We start from the raw sequence: 24476 nt of genomic DNA, 5'->3' as shown, positions 1-24476 counted from the left end.
GTCAGCTCGCAGCCTGCTCAGTGTTCTCAGAGTTCACCCTGTCCACCGAGGTTACCGAGGTTACGTTCTGCCCCATCGCATCACCGGTGAGCCGTGTCGCCTCGGACCAATCTTTCAGCCATTGCTGTACCGCCAAGAGACCATTGTGAATGGCATCCCCTTGCGCCTCGTATGCGAATCCGGTATCGGCAGGCGCAACCATCCTGCCGGCAACAACTTGTACCTGATCGTTGACCTCACCTGCACTGTCCCGCATATTGCTGGCCAAACTCGCCACCGCGGCGGCATCCATCCCGACCGACTGATCACCCGTGCTCATGGGTCTCCCCTCCGTCCTGCCCGCCCCTCCCGGGAGGTCCCCGATCGGCCCTGCGGCGCTCTGCTGCTAACTGATTCGACGCGCCCGCCCGGGTTCCGGTTCCATCCGGCCCCCGGGCGTTCAATACGTGCTTACTCCCCCACGGTCCCCTGGTCCGTCTGACGCCATTCGCCCGTCCCGTCCGGATTACGGTGGTATTCCCAGGCAGCGTAATCGCCGTCGTTTTCGACCACGCTCAACTGGTCGGCGTAGCCGTCGAGGTCGGAGTCCGTCCAGACGCTCATCGAGTCGGGGCCCGTGGTGGTGAACGTGTCGAGGATGCCGTCGCCGTTGAGGTCTTGGGTGGCGGATTCCATTTCCACCGGGCCGAGGTCGTCCAGGGAGGAGGTGGTGTCGAAGCTCGGCATACCGAGACCTGGGAACTCTCCGGATGTGGGCATGGGTCCTCCTGAGTTCCATATGTCTGCGCTGGTATGGGTTTCGGCCTATCTTTCCATCCCGGACGACATAGCGCAGCCCCCGGGATGACACAGCGCAGCCCCGTTCCCATACGGGAACGGGGCTCGGCGGCGGCTCGGGAAGAGCCGGAAGTTTGCCGGATGCGCGGTCAGTGTTTGGGCATCATCAGCCACAGGACCAGGTAGATGACGAACTGGGGGCCGGGGAGGATGCAGGACACGACGAAGAGCAGGCGGACGATGCCGGTGCTCCAGCCGAAGTATCGGGCGATACCGCCGCAGACTCCGCCGACCCACTTGTCGGTGGTGGAGCGAGTGAAGCGGCGTGCGGGGGCGGTCATGGTGGTCCTTTCGGTAACGGGGACTACACAGTCCACTATCCGCACGTCAGGACGGGCCGGCATCGGTAGCGCTACTGATGCCGACCCTGATATTTCGCCGGTCCCGGCTCAGGGTCGAACCCTGAGCCGGGGACGTGTTCAGACCGCCGCAACCAGTTTCGCGAGGTCTTCGGCGAGTTGTTCGGCGCGGTCGTGATCGGTGGCTTCGACCATGACCCGGACCAGCTGTTCGGTTCCACTGGGGCGCAGCAGGATTCGGCCGGTATCGCCGAGCTGGCCCTCGGCCGCGCGGACCGCTTCGAGGATTCCGGGGTCGGCGGTGACGGCGGCTTTGTCCAGGACGGGGACGTTCACCAGGACCTGCGGTACCTTCTGGACCACATTCGCCAACTCCGCCAGCGGTTTTCCGGTGGCCGCCATGCGGGCCATCAGTTGCAGGCCGGTCAGGATCCCGTCGCCGGTGGTGCCGTAGCCCGGGAAGACCACGTGGCCCGACTGTTCGCCGCCGAGCGTGTAGCCGCCGCTGCGGAGTTCTTCGAGCACGTAGCGGTCGCCGACGCCGGTGGTGCGCACGGTGATCCCGGCCGCGCGCATGGCGATATGCAGTCCGAGGTTACTCATCACGGTGGCGACGAGGGTGTTCTCGGCCAGGGTGCCGGCTTCGTACATGCCGAGCGCGAGGATCGCCATGATCGCGTCGCCGTCGACGAGGTTGCCGGCGGCGTCCACGGCCAGGCAGCGGTCGGCGTCGCCGTCGTGGGCGAGGCCGAGGTCGGCGCCGTGCTCGCGGACCGCGCGCTGGACCTGTGCCATATGGGTCGAGCCCACACCGTCGTTGATATTGAGGCCGTCGGGTTCGGCGTTGATCGCGATCACCTGCGCCCCGGCTTCCCGGTAGGCGGCCGGGCCGACTTCCGACGCGGCGCCGTGGGCGCAGTCCACGACGACGGTCAGACCGTTCAGGTCCCGGCCGGTGACCTCGACAAGGTGCTCGATATAGCGCTCGTGGGTGCCTTCGAGACTGAATTCGGGCATATCGAATCCGGGGTGCCGCGACCCCGGCGCCGCCAGCACCCGCCCGATATCCGCGCCGGTCGGCCGGGCGAAATCGCCGGCGGCGGCCTTGGCCTCGATCCGGTCCTCGACGGCGTCGTCGAGTTTGTGCCCGCCCGCGGCGAATATCTTGATCCCGTTGTCCGGCATGGGATTGTGCGAGGCGGAGATCATGACGCCGAGGCTGGCGTCGTGGAGGGCGGTCAGGTACGCGACGGCCGGCGTCGGGAGCACGCCGACCGGTAATACATCCATTCCGGCGGCGGTGAGCCCCGCGGTCACGGCGGCCTCCAGCATCTCCCCGCTGGCTCGCGGATCCCGGCCCACCACCGCGACCTTGCGGCGACCGGACCGAACCTCCGTACCCAGAACCTGTGCGGCCGCTCCCGCGATCCGCAGCGCCAGTTCCGGGCTCAACGAATCATTGGCCAGCCCGCGTACGCCGTCGGTGCCGAACAAACGTCCCATACCTTGCCCCTCGTCAGTGAGTCCACAGCGCGCGACGAACCCTGCCGGAAACACCCTCGGGACGGCCGGCCGACGAACACCGCGGTACATATAGCACGAGAGCAGGCCACCAGACTCCGGCTGGCTGCCTGCTCTCGGAAGCGACACCGGCCTGCCCGCCCACATACCGTGAGCGGACGGCCGGCATCGGCGATATCAGCGCTTCGAGTACTGCGGCGCTTTACGGGCCTTCTTCAGGCCGTACTTCTTGCGCTCGGTGGCGCGCGGGTCACGGGTGAGGAACCCGGCACGCTTGAGCGCGGGACGGTCGTCGGGGTTGGCGACGATCAACGCGCGGGCGATGGCCAGGCGCAGCGCACCGGCCTGGCCGGACGGGCCGCCGCCGTGCAGACGCGCGAACACATCGAAGGTTTCGAGGCGCTCGACGGTGACCTGCGCGGACTTCACCAGCTGCTGGTGCACCTTGTTCGGGAAGTAGTCCTCGATGGTGCGGCCGTTCAGCACGAAGTTGCCGGTGCCCGGCACCAGGCGCACCCGGACCACGGCCTCTTTACGACGGCCGACGGTCTGGACGGGGCGGTCCAGCGGGGCCGCGAACTCGACGAATTCGGCGTCGTCTTCGAAGACCACGCCCTCGTCCAGCACCTCGGCCGCGGCGTCCTCGACAACCGCTTCGTCGTATTCGGTGTATTCCTCGGGAGCGGTCACTGGGCCACCTGCTTGATCTCGAACGGAACGGGCTGCTGGGCGGCGTGCGGGTGATTCGGGCCCGCGTACACCTTCAGCTTGCCGGCGATGGCATTGCCGAGCTTGTTCTTGGGGATCATGCCCTTGACGGCCTTCTCCACCAGGCGGTCGGGGCGGGTATCCAGCACCTCACCGACAGTGCGGGACTTGAGCCCACCGGGATGCCCGGAATGGTGGTAGATGCGCTTGCCGTCGCGCTTGTTGCCGCTGATGGCAACCTTGTCGGCGTTGATGATGATGACGAAATCGCCACCGTCGGCGTGCGGAGCGTAGGTCGGCTTGTGCTTGCCACGCAGCAGAGTCGCTGCTTGAACGGCAAGACGGCCGAGCACTACGTCAGTGGCGTCGATGACGTACCACTTCCGGGTCACGTCACCCGCCTTCGGGCTGTACGTAGGCACAGTGCTTCCCTGTCTGTCGTCGATGCTGCCGGCCGAAGTGTGCGGTCGAGGAGCTCCCGGCGGCCGGTTGAGACCCGGGCCTCGGTGTTCCGCACACCAGCGGACCACGATACCAGCCGGTCGGCGGCCCGCGGAAACCCGCCCGGTACGGGTCAGATATCGAACGGCGGGCCGGGGTCGGTGATCCCCGGACGGCCGGGAACCAGGTAGCGCAGGGTGTCGATACCGGACGGGCCGCAGGCCGGAGCATCCTCCTCCGGCAGCTCCGGACCCGGCCCGGACTCACTCGCGTCGGGGGCCGGTACGCGGGCATAGAGCTGGCGGCCCTGCGGCTCGGCCTCCGGTGCTGCCTCGGTGGGAGGTTCGATCAGCACGTGCGGCATCGGCACACATCCGGCGGCCCGGTGCGATACCACCGCGATACCGCTGTCGGCGGTGCTCTGGCCGGCCGATCGGACAACTCCGGCCGCACCGGGCTGGGCCTGCGCGGTTCCCGCCCCGCCGGCCGCTCCGGCCGAGAGAGCGGCCAGTGCCGCCACACCGAGCACGGCGTGCGCGCCGAACAGGTTGTCCTTCATCTTGTTCCAGAGCTTGCCCTTGCCCGGCTCGCCGTCGGGCTCGGACTCGTGTCGCGCTTCACCACCGGGCTGCCCGGGAACGGGCCCCGCCTGGCTGCCGGTATCCGGATCGGGTGCGCGCGTGAACCGGCCGGGCGGTCCGGGGACGGGAGGCGGTAGTTCATCCCGATCGACCTGCACGGTCGCGTCGTCACCCGCGCCCGGTTGTGTCAGGGGCCGGGTTCCATAGGGCTGCGGACCGGGCCGGCCGGCCGGTCCGCTGCCCGGGGGGCGACCGCTTCCCCGGGGGTCGGTGCCCGGTGCGTGCGCGCCGGACCCGGGCGGGCCGGAGTCGCCGGGCCGGAACTGCCCGGAACTTGCCTGGTCCGAACCGGGCCGCCCCGGATACGGTCCGGGCTGGTTCGGTCCGGCGGGCGGGACGCGTCCCCCACCGGGGGGATTCTGCGGCGGGACGGGCCGTTGCGGCCCCGGTGCCGGATTCCGCATCGGCGGCCCGGCGGTTTCTCCCGACCGGCCGGGAACCGCGTAGTTCGCCCCGGACCCCGGCGGACCCGATCCGGCCGGGCCGGACGGTGGGACGGGGTGCGGATACGCCGCCGGGTCTTCCTCCTCGTCGTCGTCCTCGTTCTCGCTGACCAGCAGGTGCGTGGCGCCGAGAACGAGGGCGTGCATGGGGTGCTCGGCCTTCTTCAGCCGCTGGCCCAGATGGTTGCGGAAGGCGAACCGCAGCGTTTCGTTGAAGACGACCTGCCCGGCCAGCAGCACCGTCGAGTTGTCCGCACCGATGGCGCGCGCGGCGGCCATCACCTCGATCACGGTGTCGTCGGCGACGCGGGGGTCGCGGGTGGATTCCGGATCGATCGGCACGTACACCGATTCGGTGGGCCGCTCCTCGTCGCCGTGGACCGCGACGACCAGGATATTGGCGCGACCGTCGACCACGTGGCCGTCGAAGTGGACCGCGGTCGCGCCCAGCCCGTCGGGGAGTGCGCGGTCGGGTGCGCGGACCAGCCCGAGGGCGCGGACATAACCGGAGAGCGCGATGGATTCCGGGATCGGCTCCACCTCGACGTCGAGTTGCTCGACCAGCTGGGCATAGGCGTCGATCTTCGGCTCCGGCCAATCGTCCGGATACGGCAGGGCGACCACATCGGGCTTACCGCGGAGGTAGGACCCGATCGCGGCCAGCGGGTTGTAGAGGCGGGCCCGGAAAACCAGTTCGGCGGGCCAGGTGGCCCCGGCGATCACGATCTGGGGATGCCCGAGTATGTCCCGGACATCGGGGATCGCCATACCCAGATCGGGCCGTTGCCTGTCCGCTCCGGCGGTATAGAGCTTGCCCGAGGCATCGGCCAGCAGATAGGCGGGTGGGTTGTAGCTTCCTTCGACCTGTACCGGGCGGATGGGCACGCCGGATCCGCCCGCGGCCACGGACACCACATCCCACCCGAGGTGTACCGCACCAACTCGCACCATCACAGGCATCAGTGTGCCTGGTGTGCGGTCGTCGCGCTCGCCGCCCCCGGCGACCAGCGGCGCGGGTGGTGGCTGCGGCCGGTCACCGGTCTCATCTCGCGGACTTCTTGAGCCGCAGGCGGGTCCAGGTGATCAACGCGATCAGCACTGTGAGGGCCACCACCATGCCGACATCCAAGAACCAGATACCGCGTGAGTGTTCCCAGAACCCGTCCGGTTGCGCCTGGATGAACAGTTCCCGAACGTCGACCGTCGACGCGGCCGAGGCGTAGCCCCACCGCGACGGGAACAACCAGGTGACCTGCTCCAGCACCACCCGGTCGGTCACCGGGATCATCCCGCCGGCCATCACCAGCAGACCCATGATCGCCACCGCCAGCAGGGGCATCACCTGTTCGCTGGACCTGGCCAGACTCGACAGCAGCAGGCCGAGCACCACACACGACACCGCGGTGACCGCGATATCGATGTACAGCTCGGCACCGCCCAGCGCCAGCACCGAGCCCTCCTGCGGCCGCTTCTTACCGAGCAGCACGAAGCCCACCAGGACCGCCGACTGCACCAGCGCGGCAAAACCGAACACCATGACCTTGGCGGTCAGATAGGCCCCGGAGCGCAGCCCGACCGCGCGTTCCCGGACATAGATGGTGCGCTCCCCGACCAGATCACGCACGGTCAAGGTGAGGCCCATGAAGCAGGCACCCAGAATCAGCAGCACCAGCAGCATCTGCGGTTCCGAGTCACCGTTGGGCACGAAGGACCCGTCGTCCAGCTGGATCAGCGGCGGGCGGCCGAATCCGTTACTACCCGGCACCAGCAGCGACAATCCGCCGAGCACGAAGGGCAGCAGTACGAGGAAGGCCAGGTAGCCGCGGTCGGCCAGGATCAGCCGCAGCTGTCGCCGGGCCAGCGTGGAGAACTGTTTCCAGGCACCCGACTGCGGCGGCGAACCCCCGCCGCTCTGACGCGCCGCGGGTGGCGGCGGGGGCGGCAGCGCGGCCTGCCGGGATCGGTAGTGGGCGAACGCCGCATCGGGGTTGGCCGCGACATCGGCGAAGATCTTGGCCCAATCGCTGGTGCCGAGCGCGGATTCGACACCCGCCGGGTTACCGGCGTAGGCGGTTTTCCCGCCCGGCGCCAGCAGCACGACCTGATCGCACATGTCCAGGCAGGCCACCGAGTGGGTGACCACGATGACCACGCGCCCGGCGTCGGCCAGCTCGCGCAGCATCATCATGACCTGCCGGTCCAGCGCCGGATCCAGCCCGGACGTGGGTTCGTCCAGGATCAGCAGGGAGGGACCGGTGAGCAGTTCCAGCGCCACCGAGGCGCGTTTGCGCTGCCCGCCGGAGAGCCGGTCCACCCGGGTATCGGCGTGTTCGGTGAGCGACAGTTCCCGCAGCACCCCGTCGATGACCTGCTGGCGGTCGGCCTTGGAGGAGTCGGGCGGCAGGCGCAGTTCGGCGGCGAAGCCGAGCGCCTGGCGCACGGTGAGCTGCCGGTGCAGCACATCGTCCTGCGGGACCATACCGATACGGGAACGGAGCGCCTCGTATTCGGCGTGCAGATCGCGCCCCTCGAAGGTGACCCGCCCGCCGGACGGCTGAGTACTCCCCGCAATCAGCCGTGACAGGGTGGACTTTCCCGCGCCGGACGGGCCGATCAGCGCCGTGAGGGTTCCGCGGCCGGCCTGCATGTTCACATCCACGAGCAACTGCTTGTTGCCTTCGACGGTGAACCCCACCCCGTGCACGGTCAGGCCCTGTTCGGCGACCGGGCGCTGCCGGTGGACCAGAGTGCCCTGCTGGACCTCGAAATCGATATTGGCGATGGTGATGATGTCGCGTTCCCGCAGCACCGTCCGCTGCTGACGGACACCGTTCACGAAGGTCCCGTTGGCCGAGCCGAGATCCTCGAGCACCAGGCCCTCGGGTCCGGCGACAAGCCGTGCGTGTTTACGAGATGCCAGAGGATCGTTGACGACGATCTGGTTGTCCGAGGTGCGCCCGATCGCCAGCCCACCCGGCGGAATCCGGTCGGCACGGGCCACCGGCCCCTCGCTCACGCGGTGCCGCACCGGCGGTACGGCCGCCACGGTCGCTTTGGCCGTCATGTTCACATTGGCCGGCTGTGGCCGGTCGACCGGCGGCTGCTGACCGCTGCCGGCCTGCGGCGGCCGGGCGGGCTGTCCCCCGCTCGGCGGCCACTGCTGCTGGGGCGGTTGCTGGTGCGGCTGCGGCTGCGGACGTTGCGCATACGGCTGGTCCATGCCCGGCCGGGCGGGCTGTCCCGCGCTCGGCGGGACCTGCGCCGGTGGAGCTGAATGCCCGCGCGGCGGAGCCGACTGCACCTGTTGACGCTGCGGACCGGACGGATAAGGCTGCGGTTGCGGACCGGACGGATATTGCTGCGGAACCGACGGCCGATGTGCCGGGGGCTGCTGGGCCGGAACTTGCTGCTGCGGAATCCCGGACGGAACCAGCCAGAGCAGCGGCCCGCTGATCGCATCACCGAGACGGACCTGGGTGGGCCGGTCGATCGGGACGGGCCCGCCGAGCCGGCGTGCATCGACGAACACACCGTTGGTGCTGCCGTTGTCGGTGAGCACCCAGGCTCCCGACTGCCAGGCCAGTATCGCGTGGACGCGCGAAACCAGCGGACTGTCGACGAACAGCGTCACCTCGGGCGCACGGCCCAGGGTGATCTGCTGATTCGAATCGAAGACACGTTCGGTTCCATCATGGCGCACCGTGATGGTGCGCACCCCCGGTGCAGACATGCAGCGGATACTATTCCATTACCCGGGTATCGGAGATGCCCCCGCTGGGGGGCCAACTCCTGAGCTCCAATGGGAAATACCAGCACCCGAACCGGCCGAAAATGGGGGAGGATCCATGCCGAGATTCCGCGCCGCCGCGCTCGCCATGGCGACGCTGAGCGCACTGCTGCTGGTCACCGGGTGTACCCGGGCGGTGGACGGCCGGGCGGTCTCGATCTACGACAACCCCTTCCAGGTCGCCGGCCTGCCGACGACGAGCGGTCCGAGCGGTCCGCGCGAAAACGTCCCACCCAGCGAACTGCGCGCGGAAAACAGTGACGGCGGCGAGGTCGACACCCTGGCGCTCAACGCGGTCACCGACGTTCAGGCCTACTGGGACGAACACTACGACGCCGAGTTCGAGGGTGAGTTCGAACCGGTGCAGAAGCTGATCTCCTGGAGCGCCCGCGATTCCCGCAGCAAATCGGCGGAGTTCTGCACGGAGTCGACCTACCGGATGGTCAACGCCGCCTACTGCCGGCTGGACAATTCGATCGGCTGGGACCGGGCACTGCTGCTGCCCACGATGTCCGAGACGTTCGGTCAGATGGCCGTCGTGATGGTCATCGCCCACGAGTACGGCCACGCGATCCAGAACAACGCCGATCTCGTCGACCGCGACGACCCGGTGATTGTGAAGGAACAGCAGGCCGACTGTTTTGCCGGCGCCTACATGCGGTGGGTGGCGGAGGGTAAATCGGACTACTTCACCATCAACACCTCCGACGGCTTGAATTCGGTGCTCGCCGCCACGGTCGCGATCCGCGACTCCGATCCCGACGACCCCGAAAGCGTGCACGGCTCGGCCTTCGAGCGGGTCACCGCGGTGCAGGTCGGTTTCACCGACGGCGCCAAGGGCTGCAAGGGAATCGATATGGACGAGATCGAACAGCGCCGGGGTGATCTGCCGCAGAGCTTCGACGGCGAATCCGGGGAATTCGAGATCACCGAGCAGAGCCTGGTCGAACTGGGCAAAGCCCTGTCGGTCATCCTGCCCACCACCGATGAACCGACCTACAGCTACGACGGCGCCGAAATCGACTGCAGTGACGGCGTCGCCACCGAACCGGTGACCTATTGCCCGGCGAACAATACGATCGCGACCAACGTCGACGGACTCTCCGAACGTGGTGCGGCGACCGATGATTCCGATGTCCCGCTACCGGTGAAGGTCACCGGCGACTACAACGGCTACGTGGTGTTCATCTCCCGCTACACACTCTCGGTGCAGCGCAGCCGCGACCAGGAACTGATCGGCGCGAAAACCGGGCTGCGGGCCGCCTGCCTGTCCGGTGTGGCGACCGGCAAGCTCGCCGAAACCGGCCGCGCCGAAGGCGATATCACCCTGGCCGCCGGCGATCTGGACGAGGCGGTATCCGGGCTGCTCACCGACGGCTTGGCCGCCAGCGATGTGGAGGGCAAAACCGTCCCGAGCGGATTCTCCCGGGTCGACGCCTTCCGCGCGGGAGTCCTCGGCGGGGAAGACACCTGCGCCGCCCGGTACGAATAGCCCGCCCGGAGCCCTGACGGAGCACCCGATCACCTCCATCGCACCCCGTTCCCAGAATCCGGATTGTCCACCCCCATGGTTCGGGGCCCGTCTCGGATCTGGACTGACGTAGCGAGGGAGCGAAGCGGAGGAGGGAAGATTCGAGACACGAGGGGCCCCGAACCCGCGACGCCGGAGGCGGCGCCAAAAATACAGCTCACGCCCCGAAAGGGGGCGGGGCGGCGGCCTCGAACCGCAGCATCCGTTTGCCGATCAGGATCTCCGTTCCCGCAACCAGGACCACCGGTTGGTGCGGTGGCACCCGCACCCATTCCCGGTGCCCCGCCGCGCGGGTGCGGGTGCCGTTAGTGGACCCCCGGTCGACCAGGGTGACATCCCATTCGACCAGTAGCAGTTCGATATGCGCCCGCGACATTCCGCCCGAGTTATCGCTGACCTGCAGCGGTGTGAGCCCGCGCCGCGCCGGCTCGGATTTCTCCGGGTCCCGGCCGAGGACCGCATCGCCGTCCAACAGGTAGGTGGCCCCGTCGTCGAGCACCAGGATGCCCAGCGGGGGCCGCACCACTTCGATGAGCGGCTGTGTCTGATCCACCGGCATTCCGCACACACTGCAGAAGGCCGAGCGCGGGTCGGTCGGGTGGGCACGCGCGCATTTGAATCCCCTGACCTTCACGGTCAGCGCAGTACCTTTCGCGGTGGCCTCGGTGCGGCGGCGCAGTTCGGCGTCCAACGGCGGGGTTCCGCGCTCCGGGGGGCCATCCTGCGGTACCGGCAGGTCCATATGCGGGGTGGGGTGCATGAGCGAACCATGTGCGGAGCCGGCGCGGCGCGACCGGGGGTCCGCGGTCTCGTCGAACCCTTCGCCGGCCCGGCGGTCGCCGGCGGCTCCGGGCGGTTGGCGGCCGCTGATCTCGGTCTGCGCGTGGTGGGGGTCGGTATCGGGCGGGCGTGAATCTTCTGCCCGGCCGTGCCCGCCGGTCTCACTGTCGCGGGCGCCCGTGGAGGTGACTGTCGCCCGTTCCGAGAGCTGGACGCTGTCGACCGGCGGAGTCGCTGCGCCGGTCACCCCATCCTCCTGTTCGGGCGACGCAGGCGGCGACTCGCTGTCACCGGCGACCGGGGCGGCCGCCACATCATCCGGCTCGGGCCCGCGCGCCGGCAACTCCCGTCCGTTTCGAGCCGGGTCGGCCGTCGAATGCGCCGAGCCGGACTGCCGGAGAGCCGTTTCGCGATCACCACTGTTCCCGGCGGTCACCGCCTTCTCCGGCTCGGGCCGCCGCGACGGCGACCGATCATCTTCCCGTCGGCGACCTGCAGAAGTGATCGCGCCGGATCCCGGGCCGGTGCCCTGCTGCCCCTCCCCGCCACGGTTCCGGCCCGCATCCACCGTGTCCGTGTCGGGCGGCCGGGGTGGCGATTCCCGATCATCGCGGGCGGCGGTCGCCGGATTCCCGCCGGGCTGTGCGGGCGTTTCACGATCATCGTGGGTCCGGGCGGTCTCGTCCGCGGCGCGCTCCACTCTCTTGCCGAGCACGACCCCACTCGTACGGCCCGTCCCGGATGCCGGGGCGGACGGCCGGCTCACCGGCGACCAGGCGATCGCCCCGCCGGCTTCGGCGATTCCCTCGACCAGTCGCCCGATGCCCCGGGCGGCCGGCAGCTCGGGCCGGTAATCGTCATCGTCGGCAAGGGATGGATCGTCGACGAACAGCGCTACCGCACGGGACGGTATCGCCGCTGTCCGGTCGACGGTGAACACCGCGTCGCGGCCGTGGAAGTACTCGGTGTCCTCGCCCGCCACCACGGCGGTGACGGCGCCGTGCAGGAAGATCGCTACGCGGCCCGGACCCGCGGCGGACAGGATCCCGAAGTCGATCGAGCTCTCCGGGCCGACCCGCTCCGCCCGGGCCATGAGCCACCGGGTCGCTTCCCGGGCGATCGACGCGCCGGGGCCGTCGGGTTGCCGCGCGGCGGCCTCATAGACCAGGGCGATCAGCGCCACCAGCGCCCGCACGGCGGGTGAGTCCTCGGTGGGCCGGCCCTGCCCGCGGTGCGCGACGAGCACCACCGCGCCCGCGACCCGGGCCGCGGCATGCGACCCGGACACCACCTCGACCTGCTGGTCCTGCATGCGGATCAGTCTCCGCCCGGGTGCTGTCGCGGGTTGTCTGCCACCAGACCAGGGTATGGCACGGCCGTGGCCGGCCCGTCCCGAGATGGCGTTGCGTCGGGTAACTTCGACAGTGCAGCTTCGATCGGAACGAGGGGCCCGCCCATGGTTCGGATAACGCGTGGCGGCACCGTCATCGTGCTCGCCGCTCTTCTGGTAGCCGGGGTGTCCGGGTGTAGCTCCGTACCGGGGGCGCCGGTCCCCGGCGAGATCGATGTGCGCACGCTGGCGGTGGGGGATTTCCCGGTCGACCGGTTCAGCTATCCGCAGGATGCGGGTACGGACGGTCCGATGCTGGAGGGCATCCGGATGTCGGAGGCCGTGGTGACCAGTAACCAGGTCGATCCGTCGCTGAAATTCGGGCGCGGTTCGAAAGTGCTGCCGGATCCCGCGACCGCGATCGATTTCCTGGCCAATGTGTCCGAACCGATCCTGAAGAACCGCAAAATGGTGGTCGGTTACGCGGCCAGCGGTGCCGATCGTGACGACCCGGAGGGCCGGACCCGGCCGAACCCCGATGCTACTGCGCTCACCGTGGTGGCCCTGCGTTTCCCCGATGCCGACAGCGCCGGCACGGCGGCGCAGGAGCTGGAGCGCGCCGATATCGGGGTCTCGCCCGACAACCGGAAGCTGGATTCGGCGAAATACCCGGACGCGCTGCTGCACTGGCGGCCCGGGGTCGCGAATGTCGGCGCGTTTCTGGCGCACGAGGAGTTCGTGATCTCGCTGTTCGTCCAGCGCCCGCAGGCCGACCGCGCCGATCTGGTGTCCTGGGTGGACAAGGTGCTGGCCGCCCAGCTCACCCAGCTGGACCGGTTCGAGCCGACGCCGACGGCCGATATCGCCGATCTGGCGGTCGATCCCGAGAATCTGCTGTCGCGGGTGGTGGTCGACGACCGCAGCGGGCAGACCCCGGATCCGGACCAATTCGCCGTCTACGGCCGGAACTATCTGATCAGTTCCGCGGACGATCAGAATGCCCGGGCCCGGCTGCTCGACGAATCCGGTTTCGAGAGCGCCGCCTATGCCGACGGTAGTTCGGTGGCCCGGGTCCGGGATCCGGCGGGCGCGCCGATCCTGGTGGACGGTTTCATCGAATCGGCCGGTGACGCCTACGATCCGCAGGCGGCACCCGCGGAGGTCCCCGGCGCGAGTTGCCTCGAGCTCAACGGCCGGGGCGATCCGGAGCGCCAGTATCGGTACCGCTGTTTCGTGCCGTACAAGCGGTATGTGGGCGTGGTGTCCAGCGATGACGAATCCGAGATAGAGCAGAAGACCGCGGCCCAGTACGCGCTGCTGGCGAACAGTCTGTAATCCCGGTCCGGGCGGCGCGGGCCCGGCCGGAAATTGTTGCGGCGCGGACCTTCTCACTACCGGCGAGTCGCGCGGAATTTGCCAGAAGGCCAGGCTACCCTTACCGTGTTCTGCGTCTCACCACGGCGGCCACGCCAGATGTCCCCACACCCTCCTACCTGTACGTTGAGTGCGTTATTCATAATTGCTATCACACGCCGTAGTTAGGTAACCCTTGCCACCGGCCCGGCCACGCACTAACTTCGCACATCGACTCGTCACACCGGTACCGCGATCCACGATTCCGAGAAGGGAAACTTTTGGTGAAAAGCGTTCTCTCCGAACGTAAAGCGCTTCACCCACCCACCATCGACGATATCGAGCACCGTGAGTTACCCGAGACCGCCGGACGGGCGGTACGCGAAATGGCCGCTGAGATAGCCCTCACAACCCACCGCGACCCCCGCCGGGCCCCGCGACCCCTTTCCGACCCGGCGCTGCTCGCCCGTATCGCGCGCCGGGCCGGGGATCTGCCCGCCGAAGTACGTACCGCGCTCCGCCCCCCGGCCACTGCCGCCGGGGCCTGCATCGTGCGCCGACTACCGCTGTCCGACAACGAAATCGGCCCCACACCGCCGGATTGGCAGACGGCGGCGCACTGGAGTGCCGACGCGGACCGTCCCGGCTGCTCGTTCGACGTGGATATCGCCATGCTGCTGCTGGCCGCGGCGGCCGGTGAACCGTTCGGCTGGGCCGGACAGCAGGACGGACGGCTGGTCAACAACATCGTCCCCGCGGCGGGCCACGAACTCGAACAGTCCGGGGCCAGTAGCGCCGTCCTGCTCAGCCCGCACACGGAAGACGCTTTCCACCCGATGCGCGCGAATCTGCTCATGCTGGTCTGCCTGCGCAATCCCGATCTGGTCGGCACCACGGTGTCCTCGGTTCGCCGGGTAGAGCTGACCAGGGCGCAGCGGGACACCTTGTGCACACCGACACTGCCGATCCTGCCGGACGTCTCCTACGGGCCGGACTTCGACCGGGCCGCCGCCGTCGCGGTGCCCACGCTGTGGAACGAACCCGGAAGCGAGGGCGATCCCCGGTCGCTCACCCTGCGATTCGACCCCGCCTACACGCCGCTCGACGAAGCCGGCGCGGACTTCCGGGCGGCCTATGCGCAGCTGGAACGCGAGCTCGAACGGGTTTGTGTGGTGGCCGCGCTGCGTCCCGGAGAACTGCTGCTGGTCGACAACGATGTCGCCGTCCACGGCCGGGTACCGTTCACCGCCCGCTACGACGGCACCGACCGCTGGCTGAAACGAGTGAATATCCGGCTACCCGAACGCCCGCGCCGCGCAGCCGAATCCGGGGAGAATGGATACGGTCAGCAGATCGTCGCACCCTTCCCGCCGGCGGCGCACAGCCTAGCGCCCACGGCGCGGGAGGTGCGTGAAGAGCGGAACGGTGCAGTAGATGATCGAGGATCCGTTGGGCACACGTGACCGAATAACTCCCCTGCGCATCCTGAGCCGCGCCGACCTGGCCGATGTGCCGGTGGCACCGGCCGATGTGGTGCGCGCGGTGGAGGAAGCCTATATCGCCCTGGCCGCCGGGGATTCCGACAATCCACGCAAGCTCAGCGTCGCCAACCCGGACGGGTGGTCGGTCGCCTACGCCATGCTGGGCCGCGACGGCCGGCGACGGGTGGTGGCCATGAAGACGTCGTACAAATTCGACCCGGGCCACGACCGCACCACCAAGCGCTACTACACGACCATCACGCTCTACGACGACACCACGGGCGCGCCCATCGCGATGATGGACTGCTCCCGGGTCGGCGCCCTGCGCACACCGGCGGTCTCCGCGCTGCTGGTGCGGGAAACGGTGAGCCGGGACGCGGATTCGGTCCTGCTGATCGGTACCGGCACCCAGGGCCGCAACGCGCTGCCGCATCTCCTGGCCGCCAATCCGCAACTGCGCAAACTGATGCTCTACGGCACCCACCCCGAGGGCATCGAAGCGGTGCACCGGCAGCTCGCCGAGTATGCCCCGCACGCGCTGCTGGAGAACGTCGACGATCCCGGCGCCGCGGCCCGGACCGCGGATGTCGTGCTGGCGACCGCCGGTCCGGGTACCGAGGTGGCGATCGAATCCGAACAGCTGAAGCCGGGTTCGGTGGTGGTGCTGGTCGGATACGGCCTGGCTCCCTCGACCCTGCACGACGCCGACCGGGTGATCGCCACCAGTGCCGAACAGATGGCGGTGACCGGGACCGATATGGCCGACGAGAACGGCGAATTGCGGCCGGTGGACGCCGAACTGCCGCAGATCCTGAGCCGGCGCGCCGTCGCCCGCCGCCGTCCGGACGAGCGGATCTTCGTCTACAACAGCGGTCTGGTGCTCACCGATATCGCCGTGGCGCATGCCCTGGCCGAACGGGCCATCGCCGAGGGCCGCGGCACGGAGGTCTCGCTATGGGATTGACCGGAGCCGATGCCCCCGCGGGTGCCGGCCCCGGCTCCCGCGGCGAACACGCGGGGACGGTGGCCGCACCGCTGCCCGCGCACCGGGACGACTGGGAACAGCAGGTTCTCGACGATCCGCAGCTACTGGGCGATATCGCGTTCGCTGTCGGCGGGCCCTTCCATCTGATGTATCCGTCGCGCGTGGCCGCCAATATTCGCGGGTTTCAGCAGGTGTTCACTGCCGCCGGGGTTTCCGGCGCGATCTTCTACGGGAAGAAGGCGAACAAAGCGGCCTGCGTCGCCCGCGCCTGCGCCACCGCGGGCGCGGGGGTCGACGTATCCAGCACCGGCGAACTCGTCGCCGCACTGAGCCAGGGAATCCGCGGGGCGGATCTCCTCGTCACCGGACCCGAGAAAAGCGACGACCTGCACTGGCTCGCCGCCCGGCACGGGTGCCTCGTCGCGGTGGACAGTCTCGCTGAGTTGAACCGATTGGCCACACTGGATATTCCGGTTCGCGTACTGCTGCGCGTGTTACCGGCGGCTTCGGCCAGCCGGTTCGGTATGTCGGCGGAAGAACTCGATCAGACCGTGACGGCGGCCGCCGATCAACCCTCGATTTCGCTGGTGGGATTCAGTTTTCACCTGTCCGGCTACGATCCGGTACCGCGCGCCGAATTGGCCGTCCAGTTGCTGGACCGTGTCCGTGCCGCGCGGGCGCAAGGGCATCCGGCCACCACTATTTCGATCGGCGGCGGATTCGGTGTCGACTACGTCCCCGCCGGCCATTGGGCCGCCTTCCGGGACGAAGTGAACCGCCGCTGGTTTCATTCCGGAAAAGCGTTCGAATCGTATTACCCGTATTCGTTTCCCGAAGCCGGTCCGGCCATGCTCGCCGCGATCCTGGAACGCGACGACCTCGCCGGGCGGTTACGGAAAACCGAAACCACGCTGGCCGTGGAACCGGGACGCGCGCTGCTCGACCGGGCCGGTAGCACGGTTTTCCGCGTCCAGGGACACAAGATCCGGCACGAGCACGGGCAGCCGTACCGGGTGCTGACCGTGGACGGTTCCAGCCTGAGCCTGTCCGAACAGTGGTTCGACAGCGAATATCTCCCCGACCCGGTGCTCTGGCCCGCCGGCGCCGGAACACCGACACCCACGGTGGTCGGCGCCGCCACCTGCCTCGAATCGGACATGCTCAGCTGGCGGCGGGTTCCGCTGCCCCGGGCAGCCGTCACCGGCGATCTGCTGATCTACCCGAATACCGCCGGATACCAGATGGATTCCAACGAATCGCCCTTTCACGAATTACCCATTCCGCCCAAGGTGGTGCTTTCGCAGGCGCCGGGCGGCCGGTATCGCTGGGCCCTCGATCAATCCTGACCGTGCTGCCGTCCGCCCCGGCCGCATCGCACCGCCCGTAATCGACGCCCAGGAGTTCTGCCATGTCTCTCGTCACCCGCGTAACGGACCTGATCGGCCGCACCCCACTCTTCGAATTGGCGGCAACCCCGTCCGGTACCCGGTTGCTGCTCAAACTCGAACAGTTCAATCCGACCGGTGCCGCCAAGATACGGATGGCCCGCGAAATGGTTCTCGACGCGGAACGCCGGGGTTTGCTGGGCGATGGCGGGCATATCATCGAATCCACGTCCGGAAATACCGGGCTCGGTCTCGCGGTGGTGGCTGCCGAACGCGGTTACCGTTTCACCGCGGTGGTCGACCATCACGCGAGCAAGGACAAATTGCGGGCAATGCGAGCCATGGGCGCTGGTCTGGTATTCGTCGCCGACGACGGTGACGATGCCCTGGCGACGTCCGCCCGGGAGGATCACGCCGAGGCCATGGCCGCGGGCCTGCCCGACGCCTATTTCACCGAACAGCACAACAACGATGCCAATGCCGTCGGCTATTACGCGGTGGCCGAGGAGTTACTGGCCGAAGTGGAGCGGGTGGATATCCTGCTGTCCGCCGTCGGCACCGGCGGTTCCCTTTTCGGCACCGCGACCCGATTGCGGCAGCTTGGCTGTGTACCGCGGGTGATCGGGGTGGAGCCGGTCGGCTCGATCGCCTTCGGCGGTCCCGGCGGGCCCTACTGGCAATCCGGCACCGGCACGCCGCCCGGTGCCACTATCGGCACCGCCGTCGACTACGACCTGCTGGACGAGGGAGTCAAGGTCACTGACCGGGACGCGTTCGCCACCTGCCGCGCGGTATCCCGGCAGCTCGGCCTGATGCTGGGCGGATCGGCCGGCGGCTCTGTCCATGCCGCGCTGACCAGGCTCGACGAGTTCCCGGCCGGTTCCACCGTGGTCACCATCGTCTGCGACGGCGGCGAGAAATACCTCGACACAGTATTCGACGACGACTGGATGGCCGAACGCGATCTACTCGACACCGACGCCGAACGCGCGGTCCACTCCCTGCTGACCCGTTATGCTCCCGCGGGCCGTGGTACGCACCCGGTGGGTGACGCGGTCCTGGCCGATACCGCCGGGAACGCCACCACCACTACCCGGCCGCGAGCGCACGACCACGACCATACGGAGGATTCGGACACTATGGTGCGGGCCCGGTGATCAGCACACCACTCTCACGAGACAACCCCGGCGGCCGGCGGTTCACCGCCCCGCACCCCCGGCGGCCCACCGCACCCCACCCATGGCGGCCCGGCGGCCCCGATATCCGGCGCCTCGCCGCCCTGGCCACCCCGATCGCTCTCACCCAGCTCGCCCAGGTGGCGGTGTCGACCACCAATATCGCGCTGATGGGCAGTCTCGGCGTGCAGGCGGTCGCGGCCGGCGGCCTGGCTCTGGTGTTGTTCAACCAGATCCGCACCATGTGCGTCGGGCTGATCACCGGCAGCGGGAACCAGATCGCGGCGGCCGTGGGCGCGGCGGGGAAGCGCGGCACCGATCCCGATCCCGAGGTCCGCGAGCTGGTCCGGTCGAGTTTCCTGATCGCCACGGCGGCCGGACTACTGGGCGGTGCGATCCTCGTCGGCCTGGGCTGGTCGCTGCAGTGGCTCGGCCAGGACGCCGGCGTACTGGAGCAGGCCCGCCCGCTCATGATCGCGCTGGCTCCGGGGCTGCTGCCCTGCCTCTGGTTCCAGGTGCTGCGCCAGTACACCGTCGGTCTGCAGAGACCGCAGGCGTTGCTGCTGGTGACGCTCGGTTCCGTCGCGGTGAACCTGGTGCTGGCGTTGAGTCTTATCCACGGCTGGGCCGGCCTGCCCGCCTTGGGACTGACCGGTGTGGGCGTCGCGACCTCGCTGGTCTTCCTGCTCATGTTCGTTGTCTTCTGGACGATGGTGCGCCGCGACGCCGAACTCGGCCGCACTCTGCCGATCCGCCCGTGGCCGGTGCGGGCGGAGACGCTGCGCGCCGAACTGCGGCTGGGTACGCCCATCGCCCTCACCTACGGTTCCGAGGCGGGGATGTTCTCGGTACTGGCGCTGGTCATGGGTGCGCTCGGACCGGCCGCGCTGGCCGCGCACAATGTCGTGTACCAGGTGATCTACATCGTCTTCCAGGTCGCCATCGGTATCTCGCACGGCGCCTCGATCCTGGTCAGTCACAGTGTCGCCCGTGACGAGACCGCGCACGCCCGGGGCCTGGCCTGGCTCGCGCTGCAGTTCGCCGGTGTGGTCACGCTGATCACCGGACTGGCCTACGTACTCGTTCCCGAACTGGTTCTTCGCCCATTCCTGGATCTGGACGATGCCGCGACCGTCGAGGTGGCCCGATCGCTGCTGCTGATCGGTATCGTGCTGCAGTTCTTCGACGCGGCCCAGAACATCGGGACCGGGTTGCTGCGCGGCCTGCAGGCGACGAACGCGGGGTTCCGGCTGTCCGTGGTCGGTTACTGGCTCGTCGGCCTGCCCACGGCCCTCGTCCTCGCCTTCCCCGCCGGGCTCGGCGCCGCGGGCGTGTGGTGGGGGCTGACCGCGGGCCTGGCCGCGACCGCGGTGCTGATGCTGCGCAAGTACTTCAGCCTGCTGGACGAGCACGAGACGATGGTGGCCCCACGTCACCGGGAAACCGTAAGTTAGGATTGCCTCTCCAAAGTTGGGCGGAAGGAGTGGCGCGGTGCGTATTGTGATCCTGTTCGGTTCGGAAATGGGCACAGCGGAGAACGTGGCCGAGACAATGGCGGGGGAACTGTCCGGTTACGAGGTCTCGGTTGTCGATATGTCCGAGTTCGACCCCGGCGAGCTGGACCCGCGGCTCTTCCATATCGTCGTCTGCTCCACGTACGGCGAAGGTGACCTCCCGACCGGCGCCGAACCGTTCTTCGAGGCCCTGGACGCCCACAGCCCCGACCTGACCGGGCTGCGGTTCGCGGTATTCGGCCTCGGCGATTCGGTCTACGACACCACGTTCAACCGCGGCGGGGAGATCGCCGCGGAAAAGCTCACCACGCTCGGCGGGACCCAGATCGGCGAACACGCCCGCCACGACGCGTCCGGCGAGATCAAACCCACCGCGCTGGCCCGCGACTGGGTGCACACCCTCCCGCTCGACTCCGTCCTCGTCGGCACCTGACCAGCACATCGTGCGCTAAAGGCCGTGCTGACCTCCGTTTCTGAGGCTCACCTTGCCTCAGCGGCGCGGATTCCGGTCGGCAGCACTACCTTCCGATGCAGGTCGGAGCCGGTACTTCCCCGGCGCGTGTCGGCGGCGACCTCTAGACTGGTGACCGGTGCGGCACTTCCTCCGCCGCAGCACGTCGATCCAGGAGGGGACGATATGGCAGCCGGAGTCAGCTCAGTGGAACACCCAGCAACCGACCATCCCGAGCTGGAAGCGCTGCCGCACTGGCCACAGGAGACCATCGCCGTCCTGGTCACCACCGATCCGGCACCACACGCGATCCCGGTGTCCTGGCCGGTCCGCGCCGGTGACCGGCGAATCCTGCTGAGCCTCAAATTCGACCGCGGGTCCCTGGCGCGATTACGCGAGCGGCCCCAGGTGGCGCTGCTGATCCTCGGCGCCGGCAATGTGGCGCTGTGCGCCCGGGGCTCGGCCAAGGTCATCGCGGAGGAAATGCCCGGCGCCCACGACTATGTGGCGGTCCGCCTGGATGTGGATGTCATCGACGATCACCGGCAGGGCGCCTTCGCGGTCGCCCAGGGCATTCAGCGCACCATCCTCGACGACTCCTCCGAGCTGCGCGCCCTGGAACACCGGGTGGCCACGTTGAAGTCCTGGGCGGACGAAGAACAGAACTGAGATCGGGCGCGAGGCGCCACATATCCGGCGCCCCGGCGCCGCGGGGAAGGGAGATCATGAGCGTCAACCTGGCCAAAGGCGGCAATGTCTCGCTGTCCAAACAGGCCCCCAACCTGACCAAGATCGCCGTCGGCCTCGGCTGGGATGTGCGCACCACCATGGGCGCCGATTACGACCTGGACGCCAGCGCCCTGGCCACGGGCTCGAGCTTGAAAGTCCTCTCGGATCAGCATTTCGTCTTCTACAACAACCTCCGGTCGCCGGAGGGCTCCATCGAACACACCGGCGACAATCTCACCGGTGAGGGCGACGGCGACGACGAGGTGATCAATATCGATCTGGCCAATACGCCGGAAACGATCACCAATATCTTCTTCCCGGTCTCCATCCACGACGCCGACCAGCGGGGGCAGTCCTTCGGCCAGATCCGCAACGCCTACATCCGCATCGTGGACCTGAGCACCGGCTCGGAACTGGCCCGCTACGACCTGTCCGAGGATGCTTCCTCGGAAACCGCGATGGTCTTCGGCGAGCTCTATCGTCGTGCGGGCGAATGGAAGTTCCGGGCGATCGGCCAGGGTTACGCGTCGGGGCTGGCGGGGATCGCGCGCGACTACGGTGTGAACGTCTAGCCGCACCGCGCAGGCCGCGAGTTGGTTCGGCCGGAGCACACGCGGAGCGGGCACCAGCGGCCCACCGCTGCCCCGTGAACACCGACCTGAATGATGGGGACATGCTCCGCACCGACCACCTGACACAGGTGGACCGCCGTCCACCTGTTGTCGAAACGCCCCTCGGCACCGTCGAATTCTCCGTCACGCTCGGTTCGGAGGAGCAACCCGCGAAGCCGAATACTGTGTGGCGCTTGGCGAACGGATCACATCTGTACCGCTGGCGGCATCGAACCGCAACGGTCGATCTGCTGCTCGGAAGCATCGCCGTACCACTCTGGGGAGGCGATGTGCCGGTCCCGACGTGGCCGGCGATCTGGCAGGTTCAGGCCCACGCAGGCTTGTCCGGCCTGGACATCTCGGCCGAACTCACCGACATGGCGGCCGATGCCTGCGGCGGCCCGGATTCCGGCGAATGCCTCGCCGCGGTGAGCGCCGAGAACGACCAGTTCATGGTGTCGATCGGCGGCCCGGATTACGATCTGCTCGCACTACAGGCAGCGGACGCCCGGCTGATACCCGCCGGTTGGTCGCACCAAATGCCCGTCGACGGTGAATTCGACAACGAATACGGTGTGCGATACACAGATCCGGTCCGGATCACCTGGAATCTGCCCGGCCTGGCCACCACGGAAACGGCCCGCCTGTGTATCGCGACAGCCTGGTGCCCCCGCAACGACGATCAACCCGCGGCCTGGTTCGCGGTCGACCTCCCCCTCGACACCGCATACCAGCACCTCATCGCCGACCCGGCCTGACCGGCCAACGCGTGGTCGGCGCTGAACAGTACACCACCGGCGCGGCCCCGGCCCGAAGTCGGAAACCGATTGCTGTAGAACACGCTGTGGCTCAACAAGTGTCGGTGCCGGGCACTACGGTACGCGCCATGCCTTCGACCCCGCATGAAGTGGTCATCGATATGTTCACGGAGCGGCCTGATCTGGTTGCCCGGCTCCTATCCACACACGGACAAGCCGTGGTCATGGCCGGTCTACACGACGTCCTTGCAAGCCCGGATGAAATGTCCGGTCCTACTGCTGGTCATATGCCCGGACCGACGAACCGCGCAGTGGGCGTCCAAACCACTGGATATCGGCTTCGGCCACCCACCCACCACCTTGACACCTCTGGTCCTGGACCCGTCGGCGGTACCGGTGGTCACCGACCCGGAAATAGCTACCGAGCTGCCTGAGCTGGCCGTATTGTCCGCGGTGGCGCACCCACACCATCCAGACCACACCCAGATCTGGGTGGCCCTGGCCAGCGGGCTTCGAACACTCGGGGCCGACCCGGCCCTGCGATACCATGATTTCATCCTGACGATGCTGCCGCGCGCTGTTCGTCCTGCTTGGGAGGCATTTATGTCCACCGGTTTGCGTGACTACAACTTCACCAGCGACTTCGCTCGCAAGTACATCGCCGAGGGCGAGGCGAAGGGCGAGGCGAAATCGATTCTGACCGTCCTCGACGCCCGCGGAATCGCCGTGCCGGGCGAGGTCCGGGACACGATCATGTCCTGCGAGGATCTCGACCAGCTGCACAAGTGGCTGCGCCGAGCACTCGAGGTCAACAAGGCAGACGAACTACTCGACTGACCGAGAGCGCGGTTTCGGTGGGATGGTCCTGCCGCTGCCGCGCGCTTCCTCCGGTAGGCCGGCGGCCGGGAGGTGCGGCCGCCGACTCTCAGCACAGCCGGCCACGGCCGGATCATTGCCAGTATCTGCGCCAGTCCGCCGGGGTCAGCGGCTGCCGGATGCCGCGGTCGGATTCGGCGGCGTCCTCGGCTCGGCGGATGGTGGCGGCGAAGTCGAGGGTGGCTTTGCGTAATCGTTCTTCCGCGCTCTCCGGACTGCCCAGGCGGATGATGCGCAGATCGTCCGGGATCAGATCGTCCGGGAGGCCGGCGCGGGCGCTGCGGGAGCGGACCTTCTCCGCCAGGGCAAGTGCGGGTTGGGCCATGGCGATACCGTCCAGGCAGGAGCGGCGGGCCTTTTCGGCGGATTTGCGTTCCTCCCACGCTTTTTCCTGTGCGGCGACCTTTTCGGTCACCGACGCGTGTTGATCGAAACCGGCCGCGGCCGCATCCGCGAGGTGGGGACTGCGGTTCACCAGTTTGGCTACCAGCGCGGCGGCGACATCGTCGATGGTGAATTCGCCGGCCGCTTCGGCGATCCGGGAGTGGAACAGCACCTGTAGCAGGAGGTCGCCCAGTTCCTCGCGGATGGTGCCCGGGTCCTCTTCCTGGATCGCGTCGAGGAGTTCGTAGGTTTCCTCGAGCAGGTACGGGCGCAGCGAATCGTGGGTCTGGGTGACCTCCCAGCCGCCGAACCGCCACAGCCGGTCCATCACCTCGACGGCTTCGGACAAACCCGCTGCCACGGTCGCTGTTTCCGCTTCCAGGACGCCCGGCGCCGGACGTGCCGATCGCGCTTCGAGCGGTGGCGCCCCGGGCTGCACAGTTTGTCGTAGGCCGG

Annotated in this window: 22 protein-coding genes; 12 read left to right on the top strand and 10 right to left on the bottom strand. The window is 68.4% G+C overall.

Annotated elements, in window-relative coordinates; genetic code table 11:
- Position 1: 1 nt before the first annotated feature.
- The 8 genes from ACIA75_RS28365 to ACIA75_RS28330 form a co-directional block, all read right to left on the bottom strand.
- Complete coding sequence (locus ACIA75_RS28365) at positions 2-319, bottom strand: hypothetical protein (protein ID WP_397109336.1); 318 nt, start codon at positions 317-319, stop codon at positions 2-4.
- A gap of 131 nt (positions 320-450) precedes the next feature.
- Entirely contained in the window at positions 451-759 is a 309-nt protein-coding gene (locus ACIA75_RS28360; RefSeq protein WP_397109334.1) for a DUF6802 family protein, read from the bottom strand.
- Between the two features lie 167 nt (positions 760-926).
- A complete protein-coding gene (locus tag ACIA75_RS28355; RefSeq protein ID WP_397109332.1) occupies positions 927-1118 on the bottom strand; it encodes a PspC domain-containing protein in 192 nt (63 codons plus the stop codon).
- 138 nt (positions 1119-1256) lie between these two features.
- The gene (gene glmM / locus ACIA75_RS28350; RefSeq protein WP_397109329.1) at positions 1257-2639 is read right to left on the bottom strand and encodes a phosphoglucosamine mutase; all 1383 of its coding nucleotides are present in this window, start codon (positions 2637-2639) and stop codon (positions 1257-1259) included.
- A gap of 195 nt (positions 2640-2834) precedes the next feature.
- Positions 2835-3347: a 30S ribosomal protein S9 gene (gene rpsI / locus ACIA75_RS28345; RefSeq protein ID WP_397109327.1), complete on the bottom strand. Its 513-nt coding sequence runs from the start codon at positions 3345-3347 to the stop codon at positions 2835-2837.
- Positions 3344-3787 (bottom strand): 50S ribosomal protein L13, encoded by a 444-nt coding sequence (gene rplM / locus ACIA75_RS28340; RefSeq protein ID WP_397109324.1) that lies wholly within the window; start codon positions 3785-3787, stop codon positions 3344-3346. The genes rpsI and rplM overlap by 4 nt, the downstream gene beginning before the upstream one ends.
- Positions 3788-3939: 152 nt before the next feature.
- A complete protein-coding gene (locus tag ACIA75_RS28335; RefSeq protein ID WP_397109322.1) occupies positions 3940-5844 on the bottom strand; it encodes a hypothetical protein in 1905 nt (634 codons plus the stop codon).
- A gap of 88 nt (positions 5845-5932) precedes the next feature.
- A complete protein-coding gene (locus ACIA75_RS28330; protein WP_397109319.1) occupies positions 5933-8620 on the bottom strand; it encodes an ATP-binding cassette domain-containing protein in 2688 nt (895 codons plus the stop codon).
- A gap of 115 nt (positions 8621-8735) precedes the next feature.
- Between ACIA75_RS28330 and ACIA75_RS28325 the strand changes: the two genes are divergently transcribed.
- Positions 8736-10169 (top strand): metallopeptidase, encoded by a 1434-nt coding sequence (locus ACIA75_RS28325; protein ID WP_397109317.1) that lies wholly within the window; start codon positions 8736-8738, stop codon positions 10167-10169.
- Between the two features lie 196 nt (positions 10170-10365).
- Here ACIA75_RS28325 and ACIA75_RS28320 read toward each other — a convergent pair whose 3' ends face one another.
- On the bottom strand, positions 10366-12300 hold the full coding sequence (locus tag ACIA75_RS28320) for an FHA domain-containing protein (protein WP_397109315.1): 1935 nt from the start codon (positions 12298-12300) through the stop codon (positions 10366-10368).
- Positions 12301-12444: 144 nt separating this feature from the next.
- Here ACIA75_RS28320 and ACIA75_RS28315 point away from each other — a divergent pair, with 144 nt between their 5' ends.
- The 11 genes from ACIA75_RS28315 to ACIA75_RS28265 all read left to right on the top strand — a co-directional run bounded on the left by ACIA75_RS28315 (position 12445) and on the right by ACIA75_RS28265 (position 23597).
- Positions 12445-13653 (top strand): hypothetical protein, encoded by a 1209-nt coding sequence (locus ACIA75_RS28315; protein WP_397109313.1) that lies wholly within the window; start codon positions 12445-12447, stop codon positions 13651-13653.
- A gap of 302 nt (positions 13654-13955) precedes the next feature.
- Positions 13956-15134: a TauD/TfdA family dioxygenase gene (locus tag ACIA75_RS28310; RefSeq protein WP_397109310.1), complete on the top strand. Its 1179-nt coding sequence runs from the start codon at positions 13956-13958 to the stop codon at positions 15132-15134.
- A complete protein-coding gene (locus tag ACIA75_RS28305; protein WP_397109308.1) occupies positions 15106-16116 on the top strand; it encodes an ornithine cyclodeaminase family protein in 1011 nt (336 codons plus the stop codon). The genes ACIA75_RS28310 and ACIA75_RS28305 overlap by 29 nt, the downstream gene beginning before the upstream one ends.
- On the top strand, positions 16107-17483 hold the full coding sequence (locus tag ACIA75_RS28300) for an alanine racemase (protein ID WP_397109306.1): 1377 nt from the start codon (positions 16107-16109) through the stop codon (positions 17481-17483). The genes ACIA75_RS28305 and ACIA75_RS28300 overlap by 10 nt, the downstream gene beginning before the upstream one ends.
- 62 nt (positions 17484-17545) lie before the next feature.
- The gene (locus ACIA75_RS28295; RefSeq protein ID WP_397109304.1) at positions 17546-18679 is read left to right on the top strand and encodes a PLP-dependent cysteine synthase family protein; all 1134 of its coding nucleotides are present in this window, start codon (positions 17546-17548) and stop codon (positions 18677-18679) included.
- Between the two features lie 104 nt (positions 18680-18783).
- Complete coding sequence (locus tag ACIA75_RS28290; protein ID WP_397110301.1) at positions 18784-20151, top strand: MATE family efflux transporter; 1368 nt, start codon at positions 18784-18786, stop codon at positions 20149-20151.
- 37 nt (positions 20152-20188) lie between these two features.
- A complete protein-coding gene (locus ACIA75_RS28285; protein WP_397109301.1) occupies positions 20189-20644 on the top strand; it encodes a flavodoxin domain-containing protein in 456 nt (151 codons plus the stop codon).
- Between the two features lie 204 nt (positions 20645-20848).
- The gene (locus ACIA75_RS28280; protein ID WP_397109299.1) at positions 20849-21331 is read left to right on the top strand and encodes a hypothetical protein; all 483 of its coding nucleotides are present in this window, start codon (positions 20849-20851) and stop codon (positions 21329-21331) included.
- A 56-nt stretch (positions 21332-21387) separates the two neighbouring features.
- Positions 21388-21963, top strand: a complete 576-nt coding sequence (locus ACIA75_RS28275; RefSeq protein ID WP_397109297.1) for a TerD family protein — start codon at positions 21388-21390, stop codon at positions 21961-21963.
- Positions 21964-22064: 101 nt separating this feature from the next.
- Positions 22065-22760, top strand: a complete 696-nt coding sequence (locus tag ACIA75_RS28270) for a hypothetical protein (RefSeq protein WP_397109295.1) — start codon at positions 22065-22067, stop codon at positions 22758-22760.
- Positions 22761-23018: 258 nt separating this feature from the next.
- Positions 23019-23597, top strand: coding sequence for a hypothetical protein (locus ACIA75_RS28265; protein WP_397109292.1), 579 nt, complete (start codon positions 23019-23021; stop codon positions 23595-23597).
- 112 nt (positions 23598-23709) lie between these two features.
- Here the strand turns inward: ACIA75_RS28265 and ACIA75_RS28260 are convergent, their stop codons facing one another.
- On the bottom strand, positions 23710-24348 hold the full coding sequence (locus tag ACIA75_RS28260) for a MazG family protein (RefSeq protein ID WP_397110299.1): 639 nt from the start codon (positions 24346-24348) through the stop codon (positions 23710-23712).
- Positions 24349-24476 lie beyond the last annotated feature (128 nt).

The sequence above is a fragment of the Nocardia sp. NPDC051750 genome (genome assembly GCF_044453135.1).
Classification (GTDB): domain Bacteria; phylum Actinomycetota; class Actinomycetes; order Mycobacteriales; family Mycobacteriaceae; genus Nocardia.
The sequence above is the reverse complement of the archived record's forward strand: the minus strand, read 5'-3'. Positions and strand labels throughout refer to the sequence as shown.

Bases quoted from the DNA above. Each gene is read 5' to 3' on its own strand.
- ACIA75_RS28330 (WP_397109319.1), bottom strand. From the start codon at position 8,620: ATGTCTGCACCGGGGGTGCGCACCATCACGGTGCGCCATGATGGAACC.
- ACIA75_RS28260 (WP_397110299.1), bottom strand. From the start codon at position 24,348: ATGGACCGGCTGTGGCGGTTCGGCGGCTGGGAGGTCACCCAGACCCAC.
- ACIA75_RS28365 (WP_397109336.1), bottom strand. From the start codon at position 319: ATGAGCACGGGTGATCAGTCGGTCGGGATGGATGCCGCCGCGGTGGCG.
- ACIA75_RS28315 (WP_397109313.1), top strand. From the start codon at position 12,445: ATGGTTCGGATAACGCGTGGCGGCACCGTCATCGTGCTCGCCGCTCTT.
- ACIA75_RS28360 (WP_397109334.1), bottom strand. From the start codon at position 759: ATGCCCACATCCGGAGAGTTCCCAGGTCTCGGTATGCCGAGCTTCGAC.
- ACIA75_RS28300 (WP_397109306.1), top strand. From the start codon at position 16,107: ATGGGATTGACCGGAGCCGATGCCCCCGCGGGTGCCGGCCCCGGCTCC.
- ACIA75_RS28295 (WP_397109304.1), top strand. From the start codon at position 17,546: ATGTCTCTCGTCACCCGCGTAACGGACCTGATCGGCCGCACCCCACTC.
- ACIA75_RS28320 (WP_397109315.1), bottom strand. From the start codon at position 12,300: ATGCAGGACCAGCAGGTCGAGGTGGTGTCCGGGTCGCATGCCGCGGCC.
- ACIA75_RS28305 (WP_397109308.1), top strand. From the start codon at position 15,106: ATGATCGAGGATCCGTTGGGCACACGTGACCGAATAACTCCCCTGCGC.
- ACIA75_RS28265 (WP_397109292.1), top strand. From the start codon at position 23,019: ATGAAATGTCCGGTCCTACTGCTGGTCATATGCCCGGACCGACGAACC.
- ACIA75_RS28270 (WP_397109295.1), top strand. From the start codon at position 22,065: ATGCTCCGCACCGACCACCTGACACAGGTGGACCGCCGTCCACCTGTT.
- ACIA75_RS28275 (WP_397109297.1), top strand. From the start codon at position 21,388: ATGAGCGTCAACCTGGCCAAAGGCGGCAATGTCTCGCTGTCCAAACAG.
- ACIA75_RS28355 (WP_397109332.1), bottom strand. From the start codon at position 1,118: ATGACCGCCCCCGCACGCCGCTTCACTCGCTCCACCACCGACAAGTGG.
- ACIA75_RS28280 (WP_397109299.1), top strand. From the start codon at position 20,849: ATGGCAGCCGGAGTCAGCTCAGTGGAACACCCAGCAACCGACCATCCC.
- glmM (WP_397109329.1), bottom strand. From the start codon at position 2,639: ATGGGACGTTTGTTCGGCACCGACGGCGTACGCGGGCTGGCCAATGAT.
- ACIA75_RS28325 (WP_397109317.1), top strand. From the start codon at position 8,736: ATGCCGAGATTCCGCGCCGCCGCGCTCGCCATGGCGACGCTGAGCGCA.